Here is a 22,602-nt window from a genome sequence, read left to right as displayed (position 1 = left end):
CTCCGCCCACGGGCGCAAGGCAAGTAGAACCGGCATCGCGACCCCAATGAGGGGGCCACGGGCGCACGCCCGGGGCCAAGGAGGGTGGTACCGCGGGAGCCGATGAGGCCCTCGTCCCTCCGACGGAAGTGGAAAACGTCCGCCGGAGGAAGTCCGCCCATGACATCGCCGCAGTACCGCCAGGTACCCGCCCAGGTCGACCTGCCCGCGCTGGAGCACGCCGTGCTCGATTTCTGGCGCGACAGCAAGGTCTTCGCCAAGAGCCTCGAACAGTCCGAGGGCCGCCCCGAGTGGGTCTTCTACGAGGGCCCGCCCACCGCCAACGGCATGCCCGGCGCCCACCACATCGAGGCCCGCGTCTTCAAGGACGTCTTCCCCCGCTTCCGGACCATGCAGGGCTACCACGTCGGCCGCAAGGCCGGCTGGGACTGCCACGGACTGCCGGTCGAGCTCGCGGTCGAGAAGGAGCTGGGCTTCAACGGCAAGAAGGACATCGAGGCGTACGGCATCGCCGAGTTCAACGCCAGGTGCCGTGAGTCCGTGACCCGCCACACGGACGCGTTCACCGAGCTCACGACCCGCATGGGCTACTGGGTCGACCTCGACGACGCGTACCGCACGATGGACCCCGAGTACGTCGAGTCGGTGTGGTGGTCGCTGAAGGAGATCTTCAACAAGGACCTCCTGGTCCAGGACCACCGAGTCGCCCCCTGGTGCCCCCGCTGCGGCACGGGTCTCTCCGACCACGAGCTGGCACAGGGTTACGAGACGGTCGTCGACCCGTCGGTCTTCGTCCGCTTCCCCCTCACGTCCGGCCCGCTGGCCGGCGAGGCGTCCCTCCTCATCTGGACGACCACCCCCTGGACCCTGGTCTCCAACACCGCCGTGGCCGCGCACCCCGACGTCACCTACGTCGTCGCGACCGATGGTGAGGAGAAGCTCGTCGTCGCGCAGCCGCTCGTCGAGAAGGCGCTGGGCGAGGGCTGGGAGACCACCGGCGAGACCTTCACCGGCCGCGAGATGGAGCGCTGGACCTATGAGCGCCCCTTCACCCTGGTGGACTTCCCCGCCGAGGCGCAGTACGTGGTCAACGCCGAGTACGTGACGACCGAGGACGGTACGGGTCTGGTCCACCAGTCCCCCGCCTTCGGCGCCGACGACCTCCTGGTCTGCAAGGCGTACGGCCTGCCGGTCGTGAACCCGGTCCGCCCCGACGGCACCTTCGAGGAGGACCTGCCGCTGGTCGGCGGTGTCTTCTTCAAGAAGGCCGACGAGGCGCTCACCGAGGACCTGGCCGCCCGCGGCAGGCTCTTCCGGCACGTCCCGTACGAGCACAGCTACCCGCACTGCTGGCGCTGCCACACCGCGCTGCTCTACTACGCGCAGCCGTCCTGGTACATCCGTACGACCGCCATCAAGGACCGGCTCCTCCAGGAGAACGAGAAGACCAACTGGTTCCCGGACTCGGTCAAGAACGGCCGCTTCGGTGACTGGCTGAACAACAACGTCGACTGGGCGCTGTCCCGCAACCGCTACTGGGGCACCCCGCTGCCGATCTGGCGCTGCGAGGACAGCCACCTCACCTGCGTCGGCTCGCGCGCGGAGCTGAGCGAGCTCACCGGCACCGACCTCTCGGGCCTCGACCCGCACCGCCCGTTCATCGACGAGATCACGTTCACCTGCTCGCACGAGAACTGCCAGCTGGAGGCGTACCGCGTCCCCGAGGTCATCGACGCCTGGTACGACTCGGGTTCGATGCCGTTCGCGCAGTGGGGTTACCCGTACAAGAACAAGGAACTCTTCGAGAGCCGCTACCCGGCGCAGTTCATCTCGGAGGCCATCGACCAGACCCGCGGCTGGTTCTACACGCTGATGGCGGTCGGCACCCTGGTCTTCGACAAGTCGTCCTACGAGAACGTGGTCTGCCTGGGCCACATCCTCGCCGAGGACGGCCGCAAGATGTCCAAGCACCTGGGCAACATCCTTCAGCCCATCCCCCTCATGGACCAGCACGGCGCGGACGCGGTGCGCTGGTTCATGGCGGCGGGCGGCTCGCCGTGGGCGGCGCGCCGCGTCGGCCACAACACGATCCAGGAGGTCGTCCGCAAGACCCTCCTGACGTACTGGAACACCGTCGCCTTCCAGGCCCTGTACGCCCGTACGTCCAGCTGGGCCCCTTCCGAGGCCGACCCGGCACCGGCGGACCGCACGGTCCTGGACCGCTGGCTGCTGAGCGAGCTGAACGCGCTGGTGGACCAGGTCACGCAGGCCCTGGACGGTTACGACACCCAGCGCGCCGGCAAGCTGCTGTCCGCCTTCGTCGACGACCTGTCCAACTGGTACGTACGCCGCTCGCGCCGCCGCTTCTGGCAGGGCGACAAGGCGGCGCTGCGCACCCTGCACGAGGTCGTCGAGACGGTGACCCGGCTGATGGCCCCGCTCACCCCGTTCATCACCGAGCGGGTCTGGCAGGACCTGGTCGTCCCGGTCACGCCGGACGCCCCCGAGTCGGTCCACCTCTCCACCTGGCCGAAGGCGGACCCGGCGGCGATCGACCCGGCGCTCTCCACCCGGATGGCGCTGGTGCGCCGCCTGGTCGAGCTGGGCCGGGCCACCCGCGCCGAGTCCGGTGTGAAGACCCGCCAGCCGCTCTCCCGGGCACTGGTCGCGGCGGCGGGCTTCGAGGCGCTCTCCCCCGAACTGCACGCCCAGATCACGGAGGAGCTGAACGTCTCCTCGCTGGCCTCGCTGTCCGAGGTCGGCGGTTCGCTGGTCGACACGACCGCGAAGGCGAACTTCCGGGCGCTCGGCAAGCGGTTCGGCAAGGGCGTCCAGGCGGTGGCCAAGGCGGTCGCGAACGCCGATGCGGCAACCCTCTCGCTGGCCCTGCGCGAGGGCACGGCGTCGGTCGAGGTGGACGGCGAGACGGTCACCCTCTCCCCCGACGAGGTGATCATCACCGAGACCCCGCGCGAGGGCTGGTCGGTCGCGTCCGACTCGGGCGCGACGGTCGCCCTGGACCTGGAGATCACCCCGGAGCTCCGGCGCGCGGGCCTCGCCCGTGACGCGATCCGCCTCATCCAGGAGGCCCGCAAGAACAGCGGCCTGGACGTTGCCGACCGCATCGCCGTCCGCTGGACGTCGGCCTCCCCCGCCACGGTGGAAGCCCTGACCGAGCACGCGGCCCTGATCGCGGACGAGGTCCTGGCACTGGACTACGCCCAGGGCGAGGCGGACCCGGCGTACGGCGCCCCGTTCGAGGACGAGGGCCTGTCCCTGACGTTCCGCCTCCGCAAGACGGAGCAGTAACCCACAACAGAAAGAGGGGCCCGGCCGGACACCAGTCCGACCGGGCCCTTCTCACTGCTCCCCAGCCTCCCGGCCCCGCTCTTCAGCCACACAGCTCCGCTCCCCAGCCTCCCGGCCTCGCTTCTCAGCCACGCAGCTCCACCCTCCAGCCTCCCGGCCCCGCTTTTCAGCCTTTCCGGCGATTGAGGAGCGGGGTCTGGGGCAGAGCCCCAGGTTCGGGAAGGGGCGGGTAGGGGAACGGCCCCGCGCAGCGGCCCCCGCCCCGCCCGCTGCCCCCACCTCAAGGCCCACACCCCCGCACCGGCCCCCGCCCACCACGCACGACAAAAGGGCCGGGCCCCGGGGAATCCCCGGGGCCCGGCCCTCAGCCTGCCGACGGCTACGCGCTCAACGCGCGCACCCGGCTCAGTTGTCGTCCTCGTCGATCAGGAACCCACGCATCGGCGAAGGAGCCTGCTGCATCGGCTGCGGCGCCTGCGGCCGCACCGGCGCCATCGGCTGGGTCATCGCCGGCGACATCTGCTGCTGGCCGCCGTACGAGGGACCACCGCCCATGGACGGGTTGCCGCCCATCTGCTGGTTGCCGTGGTTGCCGCCCATGGCGTGACCCATGGCACCCGCACCGGCCGGGGCCAGTGAGGGCGACGGCGGCAGCGAAGCGGTCGCGGGAGTCCGCGGCGGGGCCAGCGAGTCGTCCGCCTGGGTCTCCAGCTGACGCAGCTGGCTCTCCAGGTAGGACTTCAGGCGGGTCCGGTACTCACGTTCGAAGCCGCGCAGGTCCTCGACCTTGCGCTCCAGCGTCGCGCGGGCCGACTCCAGCGAGCCCATCGCCACGCGGTGCTTCTCCTGCGCGTCCCGCTCCAGGGCGTCCGCCTTGGCGCGTGCGTCCCGCTCCAGGCCCTCGGCACGGCTGCGCGCCTCGCCGACGATCTTGTTGGCCTCGGAACGAGCCTCCGCGATCGCCTGGTCGGCGGTCTGCTGCGCGAGCGAGAGGACACGGGCGGCGCTGTCGCCACCGGGGCCCTGACCGGGCTGCTGCATCTGCGGCGGCTGCTGCATCTGCTGCATCTGCTGCTGCGGGGCGTGACCACCCATGGGGCCGCCCATCGGGCCGCCCATGGGACCGCCCTGCATCGGACCGGGGCCGTGCGGGCCCTGCGGACCGGGGCCATGCGGGCCCTGGGGACCAGGACCGTGACCGCTGGGACCGGCGGGCAGCTGCGGAGCACCACCGGGCAGCTGGGGCGGACCCATCTGCGGGGGCTGCTGCTGGACCGGCGGACCCGATATGGCGGCGGGCACAGGTGCCCCGGGCCGGTCCTGCGGCTCCGGCTTGCGCATGCCCTGCTGCTGGTTCTGCGCGGCGGCACGCGTGGCAGCGGCCAGCTTCGCGCGCAGGTCCTCGTTCTCACGGAGCAGGCGGGTCAGCTCGGACTCGACCTCGTCGAGGAAGGCATCGACCTCGTCCTCGTCATAGCCTTCTCGGAGGCGGACGGTCGTGAACTGCTTGTTCCGCACGTCCTCAGGAGTCAGCGGCATCTCTTCTTCACCTCTACGTAGTCGTCGGCAGTCGGCAGGACCGTATCGCTCACAGCCTGATCACGATGCTGATCAGGATGTAGACGATGATCATCAGAACGAAGAAGGACAGGTCGAGTGCCACGCCCCCGAGACGCAGCGGCGGGATGAATCGCCGCAGAAGCTTGAGCGGTGGATCGGTGACAGTGTAGGTGGCCTCAAGTATGACCACCATCGGCTTGCCGGGCTGCCATGAACGCGCGAACTGGAAGACGTAGTCCATGACCAGCCGGAAGATCAGCACGATGAGGAAACACATCAGCGCGATATAGACAACCTGCAGTGCGACGCCCATTTCGCGCTTCCCTCTCCCCTGGCTCTCGTAGCTCCGGCCTCGCGGCCGGGTTGTTCCCGGTGTCGTGTTCTCAGCTCTGGTTGAAGAATCCGCCCTCAGCGATACGGGCCTTGTCCTCCGCCGTGACATCGACGTTAGCAGGCGACAACAGGAACACCTTCTGCGTCACGCGCTCAATGCTGCCATGGAGACCGAAGACGAGTCCTGCAGCAAAGTCGACAAGTCGCTTTGCGTCCGTATCGTCCATCTCCGTGAGATTCATGATCACCGGAGTGCCCTCACGGAAGTGTTCCCCGATGGTACGGGCCTCGTTGTAGGTCCTGGGGTGCAGTGTGGTGATGCGGTAGGGCTCCCGCTCGGACACGACCTTGGGCATGATCACCGGTGCGTTCTTCTCCATGTTCGGGCGTTCAGGTGTGATGGATGCCACGGGGGCGATTCGGGCGGGTCGCTCTCTTTCCGCCGGGATCTGAACCGGCTCCCGCTGCGCGGGAGGCTGCACCACTCGTACCGGTTCGTCCCGCTCCCGGTCCCGCTCCACCTGATGCGCGGGCTGGTGCCGCCGCCGGTCGCGCTCGGGCTCCGGCTCGGGTTCGAATTCGTCGTCGGGGTCGAACCCCGGACCGTCGTACCCATCGTCCTCCACGAGGCCGAGGTAGACCGCCATCTTGCGCATCGCGCCGGCCATGCTCTGAGTCCTCCGCTCTGTGGTGGATCGGCATCTGTCACCAAGTGCCCCGCGATCCACTGAGGCCTGCCCGCCATAGGCGGGAATGACCATATTTTCTGCTGTGGTCCGACCTGCTTGGCGACGTTACCCGAGCCCGGGTCGGACTCCGAGTACCGCCGTACCGACGCGCACATGTGTCGCTCCGGCCGCGACGGCGTCCTCGAGGTCCGCGCTCATCCCTGCGGAGACCATGTTCGCAGCCGGATGGTTCCCGCGCAGGCGGGATGAGAATTCCATCAGCCGGTCGAAGGCGGCCCGTTGCCGTCCCGCGTACGGTCCGGCGAGCGGTGCGACGGTCATCAGACCGCCGAGCCGCAGCCCCGGCGCGGAATCCACCGCGGCGGCCAACTCCTCGATCCCGTCCGGCGCGACGCCGCCCCGGTCGCCCCGCTCGCCGCTCTCGGCGTCGAGTGCGACCTGGATGAGACAGCCGAGTTCGCGCCCCTCGCGCACGGCGGCCGCCGAAAGGGCAGTGACCAATCTGGTCCGATCCACCGACTGCACGACATCGGCATAACTCGCTACAGAACGAACCTTATTCGTCTGCAATTGACCGACGAAATGCCATGTGAGCGACAGATCCGCACATTCGGCTGCCTTGGGAGCCGCGTCCTGGTCACGATTCTCCGCGACATGACGCACACCCAGTTCATGCAGAATCCGCACATCGCTCGCGGGGTAGGTCTTGGTGACCACGATGAGGGTCACTTCTTCCCGCTCGCGACCGGCGGCGACACAGGCGGAAACAATGCGTTCCTCCACCCGCGCCAGATTTTCGGCGAGTTGAGCCTTACGGTCCGTCATGCCCTATCAGTCCAACCAGACATATCCGGCGAGCCGCCCGGTGGTGCGGTCGCGGCGGTACGAGAAGTGGTCACTCGATTCGAGGGTGCAGACCGACGAGGCCTGCCGGTCCTCGACGCCGAGCGCTTCGAGCTGGGCATGGACCCCGGCGGTGACGTCCACGGCCGGAGTGCCCCAGCTGGTCTCGGACCAGGCGGCCGGAACGCTCCGGGCGACTTCGGCGCGCATGTCGGCCGGGACCTCGTAGCACCGTCCGCAGACCGCCGGTCCGGTGCGGGCGACGATCCGGGAGATGTCGGCGCCGAGCCCGACCATGGCCTCGACCACGGCGGGGACGACCCCGGCGAGCAGACCCGGACGGCCCGCGTGCGCCGCGGCCGCGATCCCGGTGACCGGGTCGGCGAGCAGTACGGGGGTGCAGTCGGCGGTGAGCACGGCGAGCGGGAGCCCGCGCCGCGCGGTCACCACCGCGTCCACCGCGGGGATCTCCGATGCGTCTCCCCACGGCCCGTCGACGACCGCGACGTCCCGCCCGTGCACCTGATTCATCCAGACGACCCGCGCCGGGTCCAGACCGAGGTCCCGGGCGGCGCGTTCGCGATTGGCCAGAACGGCGGCGGGGTCGTCTCCGACCGCGCCGCCGAGGTTGAGCTCCTCGTACGGAGCGGCGCTCACTCCGCCCCACCTGTCGGTGAAGGAGAAGTGGGCGCCGCCCGCCGAGGACCGTGCGTGGAGCTGAGCTATCACTTCAAGAAGTCCGGAACATCCAGCTCTTCGGCCTGGGAGTCCTGGTAGGAAGGACGGGCCGGCGGGACGTGCGGCGAAGCGACCGGCGGCAGGTGGCTCTCGCTCACCACCGGTACGGGCTCCGCCTGGACCGGCGGCTCCTCACGGGTGGGCACGGAGCCCAGCCCACTGGTCTGACGCACGGGCTCGGGGGTCCGGACCGGCGCGGCGGGCTCGTCGCGCTTGGCGGAGTTCGCGCCCAGGACGTTCTCGCGACGGGCCGGCGGCTGTCCGCCGTCGAAGCCCGCGGCGATCACCGTGACACGTACCTCGTCGCCCAGCGCGTCGTCGATGACCGCACCGAAGATGATGTTCGCCTCGGGGTGCGCCGCCTCGCTCACCAGCTGGGCGGCCTCGTTGATCTCGAAGAGACCGAGGTCGCTGCCGCCGGAGATGGAGAGCAGGACACCGCGGGCGCCGTCGATGGACGCCTCCAGGAGCGGCGAGGAGATCGCCATCTCCGCGGCGGCCACCGCACGGTCGTCGCCGCGGGCCGAGCCGATGCCCATGAGTGCCGATCCGGCCTCGGACATGACCGACTTGACGTCGGCGAAGTCGAGGTTGATCAGGCCCGGGGTCGTGATGAGGTCGGTGATGCCCTGGACACCCGAGAGCAGTACCTGGTCGGCCGACTTGAACGCGTCGAGCACGCTGACCTGGCGGTCCGAGATGGACAGCAGCCGGTCGTTGGGAATGACGATGAGGGTGTCGACCTCTTCGCGGAGTTCGGCGATGCCGTCCTCCGCCTGGTTCGCGCGTCGCCGGCCCTCGAAGGTGAACGGGCGGGTGACCACGCCGATCGTCAGGGCGCCGAGCGAGCGCGCGATGTTGGCGACGACGGGTGCGCCGCCGGTGCCGGTGCCGCCGCCCTCTCCGGCGGTGACGAAGACCATGTCGGCCCCCTTGAGGACCTCCTCGATCTCCTCACGGTGGTCCTCTGCCGCCTTGCGACCGACTGCCGGGTTGGCGCCGGCGCCAAGGCCGCGGGTGAGTTCGCGGCCGACGTCGAGCTTGACGTCGGCGTCGCTCATCAACAGGGCTTGCGCATCAGTGTTGATCGCGATGAACTCGACGCCCTTGAGACCGACCTCGATCATTCGGTTGATGGCATTGACACCACCGCCGCCGACACCGATGACCTTGATGACTGCGAGGTAGTTCTGCGGTGCTGCCACGTCGAAGGCCTCTCGCCTCGAGTTACGTGTCGTCGCTTCGCGGTAGTCCCGCCGCGACGACGGATGCCGATTGGGACGGTCCGAAACGCCGACCCAAACCCTAACGTTGAAGTTTAGGGTTACCAGTGTGTCTGCTTCATGGACTCTTCCGAACAGGACACTAAGTCGACAAGTGGCGCACGTTCAACGAACACGCCGAACCTCCCGTTTTTCTTTTCACCCTATGTGATCACCCGTAGCGCTGACCAACCAGGGTGCTGGCCAGGCCAAATGTGCGTCAACTGCCCGACGCGGCAGGGGCGGTGGGTGCACTCACGTCGAAGTGTCCCGCTTTGGGAGCGGATTTCATGAGAGCGGTGAGAACTCTCGCCTTCACCGGACCTCCTTCACCGCTGCCCCAGATCACCGTGCGCCCCCGGGTGAGTTCCAGGGAGATCGAGTCGTACGAGGTGACCCGTACGACCTTGGTGTCCTTGGCGACGCCGCCCGGGAGTTCGCCCGCGACCCGGACCGCTTCCCGCACCAGCCGGGCACTGCCGAAGCGGCGCAGACTCGCGGACTGATCAGGTGCCAGTTCCAGCAGAGGTACACGCCCAGGCGATTTGTCCACCGTTGCGAAACGCACGCCTTTCGCGTCCACTTCAATGAACTTTGCGCCCTTTTTGACCAGCAGGACCGGCTGTCGTTCCGTCACCTTAAGTCCGATTCCGTGCGGCCATGACCGTACGACATCCACGGAATCGATACGAGGCAACTTCTGGCGCAACCGGTCGGCGACGGCATCGGTGTCCACGGAGATCAGCGGGGCCCCGATCGGTACCGCCGCGGCGGCCTCCACCTCGGACGGTGTCAGTACGTCGACACCGGTGGTCCTGACCTCTTCGGCCCGGAGCCAGGAGGAGCCGTAGAGCGCCCAGACGGCACCGGCGGCAAGCAGCAGCACGAGCACGCCGATCAGGATCAGCCTCATGCGGCCGGGCAGTCCGCGCCCTTCGGGGCGCGGGCGCGGCGAGCGGGCCGGGGAGTCCTCCCGCTGCCGTGCTCCGCGCTGGGCGGTCGTCGGTCCGGCCACGCTCGCTCCTTATGCCGGGTCCGGGGGCGCCGCCCCCGGACCCGTCCGCCTCACGCGCCTCGGCGTGCGGCAATCGCCTCGTACACCATGCCGACGAGCAGGTCGTCGGCGTCCCGGCGGCCGAACTCGGCGGCGGCGCGGGACATCTCGTACAGCCGGTGCGGATCCGCGAGCACCGGGAGGACGTTGCCCTGCACCCACTCGGGGGTGAGCGCCGCGTCGTCCACCAGCAGTCCGCCGCCGGAGTTGACCACCGGCTGGGCGTTGAGCCGCTGTTCGCCGTTGCCGATGGGCAGCGGGACGTAGGCGGCGGGGAGCCCGACGGCGGAGAGTTCGGCGACGGTCATCGCGCCGGCACGGCAGAGCATCATGTCGGCCGCGGCGTACGCGAGATCCATCCGGTCCACGTACGGTACCGGGATGTAGGGCGGCATCCCGGGCATGTTGTCGACGCGCGGCAATTCGTTCTTCGGTCCGACCACGTGCAGGATCTGGATCCCGGAGCGCTGCAGCAGCGGGGCGACCCGCTGGACCACCTCGTTGAGGTGGCGGGCGCCCTGCGAGCCGCCGGAGACCAGCAGCGTCGGCAGGTTGGGGTCGAGGCCGAAGGCGGCACGTGCCTCGGGGCGGACCCGGGCCCGGTCCAGGGTGGCGATGGTGCGGCGCAGCGGGATGCCGATGTAGCGGGCACCGCGCAGCTTGCTGTCGGGGGTGGAGACGGCGACGCCGTGGGCGTACCGCGAACCGATCTTGTTGGCCAGGCCGGGACGGGCGTTGGCCTCATGGACGACGATCGGCACCCCGGCCCGCTTGGCGGCGAGGTAGCCGGGCAGGGCGACGTAGCCGCCGAAGCCGACGACGCAGTCCGCCTTGGTGCGCTCCAGGATCTGCTCGGCGGCCTTGATGGTGCCGCGCAGCCGTCCCGGGACGGTGATCAGTTCCGGGGTGGGTTTGCGCGGCAGCGGCACGGCCGGGATCAGGGCGAGTTCGTACCCCCGCTCGGGTACGAGCCTGGTCTCGAGTCCGCGCTCCGTGCCGAGGGCAGTGATTCCCACGGTCGGGTCCTGCCTGCGCAGGGCGTCCGCGAGGGCAAGCGCGGGCTCGATGTGGCCGGCGGTCCCCCCACCGGCGAGTACGACATGCACCGAAATTCACCGCTCTCCGGACGGACGCTTCTTGACGCGCCGTCTCATCGTCTTCCATCTCACCCCGGGCCTCCGCATGGCCAGGGCCGCCTTCGCTGCGGGATCCTCTCGCGCGAACGCGATCAGCAGCCCGACGGCGAACATGGTCGGCAGCAGGGCCGATCCTCCGTAGGAGAACAGCGGGAGCGGGACTCCGGCGATCGGCAGCAGGCCGAGCACCGCACCGATGTTGATCACGGCCTGCACCGTGATCCAGGTGGTCACACCTCCCGCGGCGTACCTCACGAAGGGGTCCTCCGTGCGTCCGGCCACGCGGATACCCGCATAGCCTAGAGCCGCGAAGAGGGCGAGTACCGACAGCGTCCCCGCCAACCCCAGTTCCTCCCCGGTGATGGCGAAGATGAAGTCGGTGTGCGGTTCAGGTAGTTGGCCCCATTTTTCCACACTCGCACCGAGCCCGGAACCGAACCATCCGCCGGACGCCAGAGCATAGATGCCGTGCACCGCCTGCCAGCAGGAGTCCCCCGGTCCGGGCTCGCTGGCTCCGATGCAGGCGAGCCTGGACATCCGGTTCGGACTGGTCTTGATCAGCACGAAGGCGATCAGCGCGGCGAAGCCGAGCACTCCGCCGAAGAGCCGGGTGGGTGCCCCGGCCAGCCAGAGCAGTCCGAACAGGATCGCGGTGAGAATGATCGCAGTTCCCATGTCGCCGCCGAGCATGATCAGCCCGAGGAGCATGAAGGCCACCGGGACGAGCGGGACGAGCAGGTGCTTCCACTGCGTCAGCAGCCGCTTGTCCTGTTTGCGGGCGAGCAGGTCCGCGCCCCACAGGACCAGGGCGAGCTTGCCGAATTCGCTGGGCTGGAGCTGGAAGGGGCCGCCCAGGTAGAGCCAGTTCCGGTTGCCGTTGACCGACATCCCTATCCCCGGCACCTGGACCAGCACCATCAGGAAGACGGTCCCCATGAGCAGCGGGTAGGCGAACGCCCGGTGGAGTTTGGCGGGCATCCGGGAGGCGAGCGCCATCAGTCCGGCGCCGATGACGGCGGCGAGGAACTGTTTACGGAAGAAGTAGGTGCCCGGCTTGTCCAGTTCCAGGGCCTTGATCATCGAGGCGGAGTAGACCATCACCAGGCCGAGCACGGTGATCAGCAGACCGGCGCCCAGGATCAGGTAGTACGCGGTCAGAGGGCGGTCCCAGGCCCGGCGTGCCTGCTCGTACATCCGCCGCACGCCGCCGCGGGGAGTGCGGGGGCTGCCGGTGGAGCGTCCCTTGGAGCGCGGCACCGAGGGGCGCCGGGAGCCGGTGGCCGACCGGACCCTGAGGGCGGGGCCGAGGGGCGCCGGGACGCCCGCAGCCGCCCCCGCGAGCAGTGGTGGGGTGAGTGCCCGGCTGATCGCCGCGGTGGCCCGTGAGCGGCCCCCACGGGGCCCCGCTGAGCTCTCTTCGGCCGGCATTGTCGCTGTCCCCTCCACTGCTCGTGCCCGGGGCCGCCGCCGAGGGCCGACGGCCGTGACGGTACGGCGCGGGGGCCGGGCCCGTCAGGCGCTCTCGGCGGCGAGTGCGCGGACCGCGTCCGCGAACGCCTCGCCCCGCTTGTTGTAATTGACGAACATGTCCATCGAGGCGCAGGCCGGGGCCATCAGTACGGTGTCTCCCGGCCGGGCGAGCCGTGCCGCCTCGCGGACTGCCTCGGACATCGCCCCAGTGTCGGTCCGGTCGAGGTCGACCACCGGGACCTCGGGGGCGTGTCGCGTGAGGGCTTCGCGGATCAGCTCCCGGTCCCGGCCGATCAGTACGACACCCCGCAGCCGCCCGGCGGCCCCGGTCACCAGCTCGTCGAAGGTGGCGCCCTTCGCGAGGCCGCCGGCGATCCAGACGATCGGGTCGTAGGCCGCCAAGGAGGCCTCGGCGGCATGGGTGTTGGTGGCCTTGGAGTCGTCGACGTACGCGACCCCGGCCACGTCCGCGACGCGCTCGATGCGGTGCGGGTCGGGGCGGAAGGCCCGCAGTCCGTCGCGTACGGCCGCGGGCTCGACGCCGAAGGCGCGGGCCAGGGCCGCCGCCGCGAGGGCGTTGGCGATGTTGTGCGGGGCGGGCGGGTCGATGTCCTCGACCTCGGCGAGCTCCTGGGCCTGCTTCTGCCGGTTCGCCACGAAGGCGCGGTCGACGAGGATGCCGTCGACGACGCCCAGTTGGGACGGGCCCGGTGTGTTCAGGGTGAAGCCGATGGCCCGGCAGCCCTCCTCGACGTCGGCCTCGCGGACCAGGTCCTCGGTCGCCGGGTCGGCCGCGTTGTAGACGCAGGCGACCCGGTTGCCCTCGTAGATCCGGCCCTTGTCCGCGACGTACGCCGCCATGGAGCCGTGCCAGTCGAGGTGGTCCGGCGCCAGGTTGAGGACGGCGGCGGAGTGGGCGCGCAGCGAGGGCGCCCAGTGCAGCTGGTAGCTGGACAGCTCGACGGCGAGTACGTCGTACTCCTCGTCGCCGAGCACCGCGTCCAGGAGGGAGACGCCGATGTTGCCGACGGCGGCGGTGCGCAGCCCGGCCGCCTCCAGGATCGAGGCGAGCATCCGTACGGTCGTGGTCTTGCCGTTGGTGCCGGTGACCGCGAGCCAGGGGGCCGCGCCGGGGCCCCGCAACCGCCAGGCGAGTTCGACGTCGCCCCAGATGGGGACGCCCGCCTCGGCGGCTGCGGTGAAGAGCGGCTTGTCGGGCTTCCAGCCCGGGGTGGTGACGATGAGCTCGGTGGACTCGGGCAGGGTCGCCCCGTCGCCGAGGCGCACGGTGATGCCCTGCGCCTCCAGCTCCGCGGCCTGCGCACGGGAACGCTCGTCGTCCCCGTCGTTGACCACCGTGACGACGGCCCCGAGGCCGTGCAGCACCTTGGCCGCCGGAATTCCGGAGACCCCGAGTCCCGCGACGGTGACGCGCTTGCCCTGCCAGTCCTGGTTGCTCACTTCTCGGCTGCCCATCCCGCGTAGAAGAGTCCGAGTCCGACGATCACGCACATGCCCTGGATGATCCAGAAGCGGACCACGACAAGGACTTCGGACCACCCCTTGAGTTCGAAGTGGTGCTGGAGCGGCGCCATTCGGAAGACTCGCTTGCCGGTCATCTTGAAGGAACCGACCTGGATGACCACGGACATGGTGATCATCACGAAGAGGCCGCCGAGGACCGCCATCAGGAACTCGGTGCGGGAGCAGATCGCCAGACCGGCGAGCGCGCCGCCGAGGGCGAGCGAGCCGGTGTCGCCCATGAAGATCTTGGCGGGCGAGGTGTTCCACCACAGGAAGCCGAAGCAGGCGCCCATCAGCGCGGAGGCGACGACCGCGAGGTCGAGCGGATCTCGCACCTCGAAACAGGCGTTGGGGTTGGTCAGGGTGTCCGCGTTGGCACAGGACTCCTGGAACTGCCACAGCCCGATGAAGGTGTACGCGCCGAAGACCATCACCGAGGCACCGGTGGCCAGGCCGTCCAGACCGTCCGTCAGGTTCACGCCGTTGGACATGGCGAGGATCATGAACAGCGCCCAGACGACGAACAGCACCGGGCCGATCGACCAGCCGAAGTCCGCGACGAACGACAGCTTGGTGGAGGCCGGGGTGTTGCCGCGGGCGTCGGCGAACTGGAGCGAGAGCACCGCGAAGGCGATACCCACGATCAGCTGGCCCGCCATCTTCGCCTTGGCCCGCAGACCCAGCGAACGCTGCTTGACGATCTTGATGTAGTCGTCGAGGAAGCCGACCAGGCCCATGCCCGCCATCAGGAAGAGCACCAGCACGCCGGAGAATCGCATCTCCTCGCCGGTGATCAGCTTCGCCGCGATGTACGCGATGATCGTCGCCAGGATGAAGGCAATACCGCCCATGGTGGGCGTGCCCTTCTTGGACCCGTGGGTACGCGGGCCGTCGTCCCGGATGAACTGCCCGTATCCCTTGCGGGCCAGCAGTTTGATCAGCAGCGGAGTTCCGACCAGGGTCAGAAAGAGCCCGATGGCCCCCGCGAAGAGGATCTGCCTCATCGGCCGGAGACCTCGCCCTCGGACGCGTTCCCCAGCAGTGCCATGGCGACCTGCTCCAGGCCGACCGACCGGGACGCCTTCACCAGCACGACGTCTCCCGGGCGCAGTTCACTGCGCAACAGGTCGACCGCGGCCTGTGCGTCGGACACGTGCACCGACTCCTCACCCCACGAACCCTCGTTGTATGCGCCCAGTTGCAGCCAGGAGGCCTCTCTGCCCCCGACCGCGACGAGCTTGCTGACGTTGAGCCGGACGGCGAGCCGTCCGACCGCGTCGTGCTCGGCGAGCGAGGCGTCGCCGAGCTCGGCCATCTGGCCGAGCACCGCCCACGTACGCCGGCCCTTCCCCATGGCGGCCAGCGCGCGCAGCGCGGCTTTCATGGATTCGGGGTTCGCGTTGTAGGCGTCATTGACGAACGTCACGCCGTCCGGACGCTCGGTGACCTCCATGCGCCAGCGGGAGAGGGTGCCCGCCTCGGAGAGCCCTTCGGCGATCTCGTCTGCGGACAGGCCCAACTCATGGGCGACGGCGGCCGCGGCGAGCGCGTTCGACACGTGGTGCTCACCGTACAGGCGCATGGTCACGTCGCTGCACCCGGTGGGTGTGTGGAGCTGGAAAGCGGGGCGTCCGTCGTCGGTGAGACGGACCTTCTCGCCCCGTACGTCCGCTTCCGCGGCTTCACCGAAGAGCAGCACGCGGGCCTTCGTGCGGGAGGACATGGCGCGTACGAGCGGGTCGTCCGCGTTGAGTACGGCGACGCCGTTCTCGGGCAGCGACTCGACCATCTCGCCCTTGGCCTGTGCGATCTGCTCGCGGCCGCCGAACTCGCCGATGTGGGCGGTGCCGACGTTGAGGACGAGGCCGACGCGGGGCGGGACGAGACCGGTGAGGTAGCGGATGTCGCCGATGTAGCGTGCACCCATTTCGAGGACGAGGTGGCGGGTGTCCTCGGTGGCGCGCAGCGCGGTGAGCGGCAGGCCGATCTCGTTGTTGAGGTTGCCCGCCGGGTAGACGGTGGGCCCCTTGCGTTCGAGGAGCTGGGCGATGAGGTCCTTGGTGGAGGTCTTGCCCGCGGAGCCGGTGAGCGCGACGACGGTGGTGCCGAGGCGGCCCACGACGGCGCGGGAGAGCGCCCCGAGAGCGGCCACGACGTCGTCGACGACGATCGCCGGAACGCCGACGGGGCGGGCGGCCAGCACGGCTGCCGCGCCCGCCTCGACGGCGCGCTGCGCATAGTCGTGGCCGTCGACCCGCTCGCCGGCGAAGGCGACGAACAGACTGCCCTGCTTCACCTCCCGGGAGTCGATGACGACCGGCCCGCTGACGGTTGCTGCCGGATCGGGTATGTCGTGCGACTGCCCGCCGACGATTTCGGCGATCTCGGCGAGGGAAAGGGTGATCACTTGGTCATCCCTGACTGTTGTTCTCGTGGGTGTGGGCGCGGTGGTCGGCGCTCTCGGTGCGCTCGTGCCCCAGGGACCGCTCGATGGCCGCGCGCAGGACCACGCGGTCGTCGAAGGGGCGTACCACGCCGTGGATGTCCTGGCCCTGCTCGTGGCCCTTGCCGGCGACCAGCACCGTGTCACCGGGCTCGGCGCGGGCGACCGCGGAGGCGATGGCGGCGGCCCGGTCGGCGTCGACCAGGACGTCGCCCCGCTCGTGGACGGGCACCTCGGCGGCGCCCGCGAGCATGGCGGCGAGAATTCCGAGGGGGTCCTCGGAACGGGGGTTGTCGGAGGTCAGTACGGCGGTGTCGGCGAGGCGGGCCGCGGCGGCGCCCATCGGGCCGCGTTTGGTCGTGTCGCGGTCGCCGCCGCAGCCGAGGACGATGTGCAGCCTGCCCTCGGTGACCTTCCGCAGGGAGCGCAGCACGGATTCGACGGCGTCGGTCTTGTGCGCGTAGTCGACGACCGCGAGATACGGCTGTCCGGCGTCGACCCGCTCCAGCCGGCCGGGCACGCCCGGCACGGCCGCGACGCCGTCGGCCCCGGTCTGCGGGTCGATGCCCGCGACGGCGAGCGTGACGATCGCGGCAAGGGTGTTGGCGACGTTGAACGGGCCGGGCAGCGGGGCCCTGGCGGTGATCCGTTCGCCCTTGGGACCGACGACGGTGAAGGTGGAGCCGTGCGGCCCGACCTCGACGTCCTCGGTGCGCCAGTCGGCGTCCGGGTGGCCCTCGGCGGAGAAGGTGACGACCGGGACGGACGCTTCGGTGACCAGCCTGCGGCCGTATGCGTCGTCGAAGTTGACGACGCCCTGCCGGCTGCGCCGCGGGGTGAAGAGCTGCGCCTTGGCCTGGAAGTAGTCCTCCATCCCGGAGTGGAACTCCATGTGTTCCGGGCTGAGGTTGTTGAAGACCGCGACGTCGAAGACGCAGCCGTCGACCCGGCCGAGCACCAGGGCGTGGCTGGAGACCTCCATGGTCACCGAGTCGACGCCGCGCTCGCGCATGACGGCGAACAGGGCCTGCAGATCGGTGGCTTCGGGGGTGGTGCGCTCGGACTTGATGCGCTCGTCGCCGATCCGCGTCTCCACGGTGCCGATGAGCCCGGTGGCGCGCCCGGCACCGCGGAAGCCGCCCTCGATCAGATAGGCGGTGGTGGTCTTGCCGGACGTTCCGGTGATGCCGATCTGGAGGAGGTCGGCGCCGGGCCGTCCGTAGATCTCGGCGGCGAGCTCACCCATCCGGCCGCGCGGGTCCTCGGTGACCAGCACCGGAAGTCCGGTGGCGGCGGCGCGCTCGGCGCCCGCCGGGTCGGTGAGGATCGCCGCCGCGCCGAGATCGGCCGCCTGGGCCGCGAAGTCGGCGCCGTGCAGGCGGGCGCCCGGCAGGGCCGCGTAGAGGTCGCCGGGGCGTACCGCCCTGGAGTCGTGGGTGATGCCGGTGACCTCGCCGGCTCCCGGCGGCTCGACTCCCAGCCGGGCTGCCAGTTCGCCGAGCGCGGTCGGCCCGATCCGGTCCGGGCGGGGCGCTCCCGGGTAGTTCACAGGGGCGGCCTTCTGGGTGGTTTGGGACTGATCAGCGTGGGGCACGGCGGTGAGCGTACCCGGCGCACCCGGCCTCTCGCGAAGCGAGGGGCCGGGGTTCCGGTGGTTCCCGTTCCGGTTCCCGGGATCGGGCGTGATGGTTGTCACTGGATGGTTTCCCCGAGTTCACTCGCCGGGCTGGAAGGACACCGGCAGCCGGGCTGGCTCGCTGCCGGACGGTGGGGTCTGGAGGGTCTTGAGCGCGAACTCCATGACCTGCTTGTAGATCGGTCCGCAGATCTGGCCGCCGAAATAGCTGCCCTTGGTCGGGTTCTGGATCGCGCAGTAGACGGTGATCTGCGGGTTGTCGGCGGGTGCGAAGCCCGCGAAGGAAGCGGTGTAGCCGTGGTAGCCGCCGCGTACCGGGTCGACCCGGTTGGCCGTACCGGTCTTGCCCGCCACCCGGTACCCCGGGATCTTGGCCTTCGTTCCGGTGCCCTCCTCGTCGCCGACCACCGACTCCAGCATGGCGCTGAGCGACTTGGCGGTCTTCGCACTGACCACCCTGGTCCGCTCGGGTGGAGCGGCGGCCTCGAAGTGGCCGTCGGCGCCCTTGGTGCCGCGTACCAGCGTGGGCGCGACGCGGACCCCGTCGTTGGCGATCGTCGAGTAGATGGAGGCGGCCTGCATGGCGTTGAGCGAGAGGCCCTGGCCGAACGGGATCGTGTACTGCTGCGAGGTCGACCAGTCCTCGGGCTTGGCGAGGATGCCGGGGGTTTCGCCCGGGTAGTCGAGACCGGTCGGTGAGCCGATCCCGAACTTGCGCAGGTAGGAGTAGAGGACCCTGTTGGCCTGGGCCTGGGTCCTGCCCAGTTCGCCGGTGGCCAGGATGGTGCCGATGTTGCTGGACTTGGCGAGTACGCCGTTGAGCGTCAGGTACCAGGTGGGGTGGTCGATGTCGTCCTTGAAGAGCCGGTCGCCGCGGTGCAGCCGGTTGGGGACGGTGACATGGGTGCCCGGGGTGGCGGCGCCCTCCTCCAGCACGGCGGCCATGGACATGAGCTTGCTGGTGGAGCCGGGCTCGTAGACGTCCTGGAGGGCGGCGTTGCCCAGCGAGGCCGCGTCGGCCTGCGAGAGGTTGTTGGGGTCGAAGCCGGGCGCGTTGGCCATGGCGAGGACCTCGCCGGTCCTGGTGTTCTGGACGATCACGTAGCCGCGGTCCGCCTTGGACTTCTTCACCTGGTCGGTGATGGCCTGCTGGGCGGCCCACTGGATGTCGCGGTCGATGGTCAGCTCGATGTCGGCCCCGGGGACGGCCGGGACCTCCTTGGTGCCCGCGGTGGGCACCCGTCGGCCGCCGGCCTGGGCGTACCTGATCTTGCCGTCCTCGCCCGCGAGCTCCTTGTCCAGCTGCGATTCGAGGCCGCCCGCGCCCTTGCCGTCGGCGTTGACGTATCCCAGTATCCCGGCGGCGAGACCCCCGTTGGGGTAGACCCGTTTGGTGGTCGCCTCCTGGAAGATCCCGGTCAGCACATTGGCTCCCGGGCCGCCGCTCGCCCTGTCCTTGCCCGCCTTCTCGGCGAAGACGGACTTGAGGTCCTTGATCTGGTTCCAGACCTGCGGGGTCTGGCGGCGGGCCAGGACGACGTAGCGGCCCTTCCCGGACAGCTTCCGGGTCAGCTCGGTGGCGTCGGTGCCGAGGATCGGGGCGAGGAGCGCCGCCGCCTGCTGGGGCGCGTCGGGGGCCTTGCTGAACTCGGGTGTGAACATCGAGGGGTCGGCGGTGATGTTGTACGCGTCGACGCTGGTGGCCAGGGCGATCCCGCTGCGGTCGGTGATCTCGCCGCGCTCGGCGGAGATCGTGTAGCTGAGGTAGCGGTTCTCCTTGGCCTTGGCCGCGTACGCGTTGGCATCGACGGCCTGGACCTGGAGCAGCCGGACGACGAACGTCAGCATGACGAGCGTCAGGGCGAGGCTGACCAGACGGAGCCGGGGGCGCGGGTTGCCGAGCCGCAGGGGGCGCGCGGTCCGGCCGCGGGGCGGGTGGGGGCGTCGTGCCGGGGCGGACGGGCGGCGGGCCGCGGGCCGGGGGCGCCCCTGGCCGCCTGCGGCGCTGCGCGGGCGCGCGGGGCCGGGCACCCGCCGGCGCGGTGGTTCCTTGGGCGGCACTGCGTCACCTGCCGGGGCTCGTCGAGGGCTGGTCTGCCTGGGTACGCGGCCCGGCGGGCGGGGTCGCGGAGGTGCTGGACGGCGCGGCGGCGCCCGGACGGCCGGCCGATGCCGACGGAGCGGGCGAGGCCGGGGCGGTGGTCCGGGGCGGGGCGCCGGTGGCGGGGGACGCCGCCGGCGGACTGCTCTTCGGCTGCGGCGGTACGGGGTCGGGCTCGGCGGGAACGCCGCGGACCGTGCCGTCCGGGTTCAGGAAGGCGGGGCTGCCGCCGGGCACCATGCCCAGCTCGCGGGCGCGCCGTTCGAGGGCGTCCGGCTTGGAGTAGTTGTCGACGTCGTGCTGGAGGGCCTGCTGCTCGTCGGTGAGCTCCGTGGTCCGTTTCTTGAGCTCGCTCAGCCTGAACGATCCTTCGTTGAGGGCCGAGTTGAGCACCAGGAGCGTGATCAGGCCGCCGCTGAGGAGCACCACGACCAGCAGGACGAAGGGGGTACGGGCCGCGTTGCCGGGTCCGGACGGCATCAGCCGGGCGAGCCGCGCGGCGCGCCCTTTCAACTGCCCGGCCGGTCTGCTCACCGCGCCGCCCCGCGCCTCACCGGTTTCCGGGTTCCCGGATGCCGGGCGCTCACCGCTCCTCCTCGCGGATCCGCTGGGCGCCGCGCAGCCGGGCGGGGGCGGCGCGCCGGTTCTCGGCGACCTCCTCCTCCGTGGGCAGTTCCGCGCCGCGGGTCAGCAGCTTCAGCCGGGGCTGGTAGCGCTCGGGGACGACCGGCAGTCCGGGCGGCGCCGTGGTGGCGGCGCCCGCCGCGAACACCTGCTTGACCAGCCGGTCCTCCAGCGAGTGGTACGAGAGGACGGCGATACGGCCGCCGACCGCGAGGCTCTGCACGGCAGCCGGAATGGCCCGCTCCAGGACGGTGAGTTCGCCGTTGACCTCGATGCGCAGCGCCTGGAAGGTCCGCTTGGCGGGGTTGCCGCCGGTGCGTTTGGCGGCCTGGGGCAGCGAGTCACGGATCAGCTCGACGAGCCGGGCGCTGTTGCTGAACGGCTCCTTCTCGCGCTCGCGCACGATCGCGGAGACGATCCGCTTGGCCTGCTTCTCCTCGCCGTACGCCCGCAGGATCCGGACCAGTTCGCCCGGCGGATAGGTGTTGAGCACCTCGGCCGCGCCGATGCCGGTCGTCTGGTCCATGCGCATGTCGAGCGGGGCGTCCTGGGCGTACGCGAATCCGCGGTCGGCCTCGTCCAGTTGCATGGAGGAGACGCCGAGGTCGAACAGGACGCCCTGGACCTTCGGGATGCCGAGCCTGTCCAGCACCTCGGGCAGTTCGTCGTAGACGGCGTGCACCAGAGTGGCGCGGTCGCCGTACGGGGCGAGCCGCTCGCCGGAGAGCCGCAGCGCCTCCTTGTCCCGGTCCAGCCCGATCAGCCGTGCGGACGGGAAGGCGGAGAGCAGCGCCTCGCTGTGCCCGCCGAGGCCGAGGGTGCAGTCGACGACCACGGGCGCCTGCGGGCCCGGCGCCTCCAGAGCCGGGGCCAACAGGTCCAGGCACCGCTGGAGCATCACCGGGACGTGTCGGGTCTGGCTCATGCGCCCTCTCAGGCTCAGGTCCCGTGTGGCCGCACGTACGGCCTGGTCCCCACCCGCTCAGAAGGGGAGGTCGGCGGGCGCCGGGGAAGGGGCGCCGGCCGGCCGGCGAGCGGGAGAGGGCCAGGCCCGTACGTACGCCGCACACACAGGGGAAATCTACGGAATGTGCAGGGTGTCGGTAACTTCCCGTCACTTTAGTCCACCCTGCCAGTCGATCGATTCCCGATCAATCAACCCGGCTGCGCGTCGCCCCGCCCTCCATTCACCCGCCCGGACGAACGATCGTGAGGCTTGTGGGTTACCTCACAACAAGTCTCGTTGACGTTCTTTGTCCCTTCTCACAGCACGACGGGAGCAGGTGCGGGAGCTAACGTCATATCCATGTCGACTTCCGCGCACTCCCCCGCCGGGCCTCCCGCGCCCGCAGCCGACCCGGCCCGCACCGGAGGCACGGTCACCGATCGTCTCGTCGAGGCGAATGTCCGGTACGCCGCCGAATTCGAAGACCCGGGCATGGACGCCAAGCCGGTGCTGCGCGTCGCCGTGGTCGCCTGCATGGACGCCCGGCTCGACCTGCACGACGCGCTCGGCCTGGCGCTCGGCGACTGCCACACCATCCGCAACGCGGGCGGCGTGGTCACCGACGACGTGATCCGTTCGCTGACCATCAGCCAGCGGGCCCTCGGCACGCGCAGCGTCATACTCATTCATCACACCAATTGCGGCCTGGAGTCGATCACCGAGGAGTTCCGCCAGGAGCTGGAGGTGGAGGTCGGCCAGCGTCCGGTCTGGGCGGTCGAGGCGTACAAGGACGCCGACCAGGACGTACGCCAGTCGATGCAGCGCGTGCGCACCTCGCCGTTCCTGCTGCACACCGACGACATCCGCGGCTTCGTCTTCGACGTGACCACCGGCCTGCTGCGGGAGATTCTCCCCGCCGCCTGACCGGCCGGAC

18 protein-coding genes are annotated in these 22,602 nt (G+C 70.3%); 2 read left to right on the top strand and 16 right to left on the bottom strand.

Going from position 1 to position 22,602, the window contains the following annotated elements; translation table 11 throughout:
• The first annotated feature begins 159 nt into the window (after positions 1–159).
• Positions 160–3,309, top strand: coding sequence for an isoleucine--tRNA ligase (gene ileS / locus OG520_RS29805; protein WP_406015219.1), 3,150 nt, complete (start codon positions 160–162; stop codon positions 3,307–3,309).
• Positions 3,310–3,714: 405 nt separating this feature from the next.
• Here the strand turns inward: ileS and OG520_RS29800 are convergent, their stop codons facing one another.
• From OG520_RS29800 to rsmH, 16 genes are all read right to left on the bottom strand, one after another.
• A complete protein-coding gene (locus OG520_RS29800) occupies positions 3,715–4,848 on the bottom strand; it encodes a DivIVA domain-containing protein (protein ID WP_266420482.1) in 1,134 nt (377 codons plus the stop codon).
• Positions 4,849–4,897: 49 nt separating this feature from the next.
• Entirely contained in the window at positions 4,898–5,182 is a 285-nt protein-coding gene (locus OG520_RS29795; protein ID WP_072483208.1) for a YggT family protein, read from the bottom strand.
• A 70-nt stretch (positions 5,183–5,252) separates the two neighbouring features.
• A complete protein-coding gene (locus OG520_RS29790; protein ID WP_114244064.1) occupies positions 5,253–5,870 on the bottom strand; it encodes a cell division protein SepF in 618 nt (205 codons plus the stop codon).
• Positions 5,871–5,996: 126 nt separating this feature from the next.
• On the bottom strand, positions 5,997–6,716 hold the full coding sequence (locus OG520_RS29785; RefSeq protein WP_385552823.1) for a YggS family pyridoxal phosphate-dependent enzyme: 720 nt from the start codon (positions 6,714–6,716) through the stop codon (positions 5,997–5,999).
• 6 nt (positions 6,717–6,722) lie between these two features.
• Positions 6,723–7,463: a peptidoglycan editing factor PgeF gene (gene pgeF, locus OG520_RS29780; protein WP_406015218.1), complete on the bottom strand. Its 741-nt coding sequence runs from the start codon at positions 7,461–7,463 to the stop codon at positions 6,723–6,725.
• Complete coding sequence (gene ftsZ, locus OG520_RS29775; protein ID WP_399325886.1) at positions 7,460–8,677, bottom strand: cell division protein FtsZ; 1,218 nt, start codon at positions 8,675–8,677, stop codon at positions 7,460–7,462. The genes pgeF and ftsZ overlap by 4 nt, the downstream gene beginning before the upstream one ends.
• Before the next feature lie 277 nt (positions 8,678–8,954).
• A complete protein-coding gene (locus tag OG520_RS29770; protein WP_399325888.1) occupies positions 8,955–9,749 on the bottom strand; it encodes a cell division protein FtsQ/DivIB in 795 nt (264 codons plus the stop codon).
• A 50-nt stretch (positions 9,750–9,799) separates the two neighbouring features.
• Positions 9,800–10,894 carry an undecaprenyldiphospho-muramoylpentapeptide beta-N-acetylglucosaminyltransferase gene (murG, locus tag OG520_RS29765; protein WP_399325890.1) on the bottom strand — a complete coding sequence of 365 codons (1,095 nt, stop codon included), beginning with the start codon at positions 10,892–10,894 and terminating at the stop codon, positions 9,800–9,802.
• A gap of 6 nt (positions 10,895–10,900) precedes the next feature.
• Positions 10,901–12,352 (bottom strand): putative lipid II flippase FtsW, encoded by a 1,452-nt coding sequence (gene ftsW / locus OG520_RS29760; protein WP_406015217.1) that lies wholly within the window; start codon positions 12,350–12,352, stop codon positions 10,901–10,903.
• 84 nt (positions 12,353–12,436) lie between these two features.
• On the bottom strand, positions 12,437–13,870 hold the full coding sequence (murD, locus tag OG520_RS29755) for a UDP-N-acetylmuramoyl-L-alanine--D-glutamate ligase (protein ID WP_399325894.1): 1,434 nt from the start codon (positions 13,868–13,870) through the stop codon (positions 12,437–12,439).
• A complete protein-coding gene (gene mraY / locus OG520_RS29750) occupies positions 13,852–14,922 on the bottom strand; it encodes a phospho-N-acetylmuramoyl-pentapeptide-transferase (RefSeq protein WP_266420459.1) in 1,071 nt (356 codons plus the stop codon). The genes murD and mraY overlap by 19 nt, the downstream gene beginning before the upstream one ends.
• Complete coding sequence (murF, locus tag OG520_RS29745) at positions 14,919–16,325, bottom strand: UDP-N-acetylmuramoyl-tripeptide--D-alanyl-D-alanine ligase (RefSeq protein WP_406015216.1); 1,407 nt, start codon at positions 16,323–16,325, stop codon at positions 14,919–14,921. The genes mraY and murF overlap by 4 nt, the downstream gene beginning before the upstream one ends.
• Before the next feature lie 4 nt (positions 16,326–16,329).
• Entirely contained in the window at positions 16,330–18,057 is a 1,728-nt protein-coding gene (locus tag OG520_RS29740) for a UDP-N-acetylmuramoyl-L-alanyl-D-glutamate--2,6-diaminopimelate ligase (RefSeq protein ID WP_406015215.1), read from the bottom strand.
• Between the two features lie 18 nt (positions 18,058–18,075).
• The gene (locus OG520_RS29735; protein ID WP_406015214.1) at positions 18,076–20,058 is read right to left on the bottom strand and encodes a penicillin-binding transpeptidase domain-containing protein; all 1,983 of its coding nucleotides are present in this window, start codon (positions 20,056–20,058) and stop codon (positions 18,076–18,078) included.
• Positions 20,059–20,062: 4 nt separating this feature from the next.
• On the bottom strand, positions 20,063–20,632 hold the full coding sequence (locus OG520_RS29730) for a septum formation initiator family protein (protein ID WP_406015213.1): 570 nt from the start codon (positions 20,630–20,632) through the stop codon (positions 20,063–20,065).
• A 49-nt stretch (positions 20,633–20,681) separates the two neighbouring features.
• The gene (gene rsmH / locus OG520_RS29725) at positions 20,682–21,647 is read right to left on the bottom strand and encodes a 16S rRNA (cytosine(1402)-N(4))-methyltransferase RsmH (protein WP_385327003.1); all 966 of its coding nucleotides are present in this window, start codon (positions 21,645–21,647) and stop codon (positions 20,682–20,684) included.
• A 381-nt stretch (positions 21,648–22,028) separates the two neighbouring features.
• Between rsmH and OG520_RS29720 the strand changes: the two genes are divergently transcribed.
• Positions 22,029–22,592: a beta-class carbonic anhydrase gene (locus tag OG520_RS29720; protein WP_399325904.1), complete on the top strand. Its 564-nt coding sequence runs from the start codon at positions 22,029–22,031 to the stop codon at positions 22,590–22,592.
• Positions 22,593–22,602 lie beyond the last annotated feature (10 nt).

The organism is Streptomyces sp. NBC_00984 (assembly GCF_045162475.1).
In the GTDB taxonomy this organism is placed as follows: domain Bacteria; phylum Actinomycetota; class Actinomycetes; order Streptomycetales; family Streptomycetaceae; genus Streptomyces.
This window is presented reverse-complemented; position numbering and strand designations above follow the sequence as displayed.

Coding starts and splice junctions, on each gene's coding strand:
- ileS (WP_406015219.1), top strand. CDS start 160: ATGACATCGCCGCAGTACCGCCAGGTACCCGCCCAGGTCGACCTGCCC.
- OG520_RS29800 (WP_266420482.1), bottom strand. CDS start 4,848: ATGCCGCTGACTCCTGAGGACGTGCGGAACAAGCAGTTCACGACCGTC.
- OG520_RS29795 (WP_072483208.1), bottom strand. CDS start 5,182: ATGGGCGTCGCACTGCAGGTTGTCTATATCGCGCTGATGTGTTTCCTC.
- OG520_RS29790 (WP_114244064.1), bottom strand. CDS start 5,870: ATGGCCGGCGCGATGCGCAAGATGGCGGTCTACCTCGGCCTCGTGGAG.
- OG520_RS29785 (WP_385552823.1), bottom strand. CDS start 6,716: ATGACGGACCGTAAGGCTCAACTCGCCGAAAATCTGGCGCGGGTGGAG.
- ftsW (WP_406015217.1), bottom strand. CDS start 12,352: ATGCCGGCCGAAGAGAGCTCAGCGGGGCCCCGTGGGGGCCGCTCACGG.
- murD (WP_399325894.1), bottom strand. CDS start 13,870: ATGGGCAGCCGAGAAGTGAGCAACCAGGACTGGCAGGGCAAGCGCGTC.
- mraY (WP_266420459.1), bottom strand. CDS start 14,922: ATGAGGCAGATCCTCTTCGCGGGGGCCATCGGGCTCTTTCTGACCCTG.
- rsmH (WP_385327003.1), bottom strand. CDS start 21,647: ATGAGCCAGACCCGACACGTCCCGGTGATGCTCCAGCGGTGCCTGGAC.
- OG520_RS29720 (WP_399325904.1), top strand. CDS start 22,029: ATGTCGACTTCCGCGCACTCCCCCGCCGGGCCTCCCGCGCCCGCAGCC.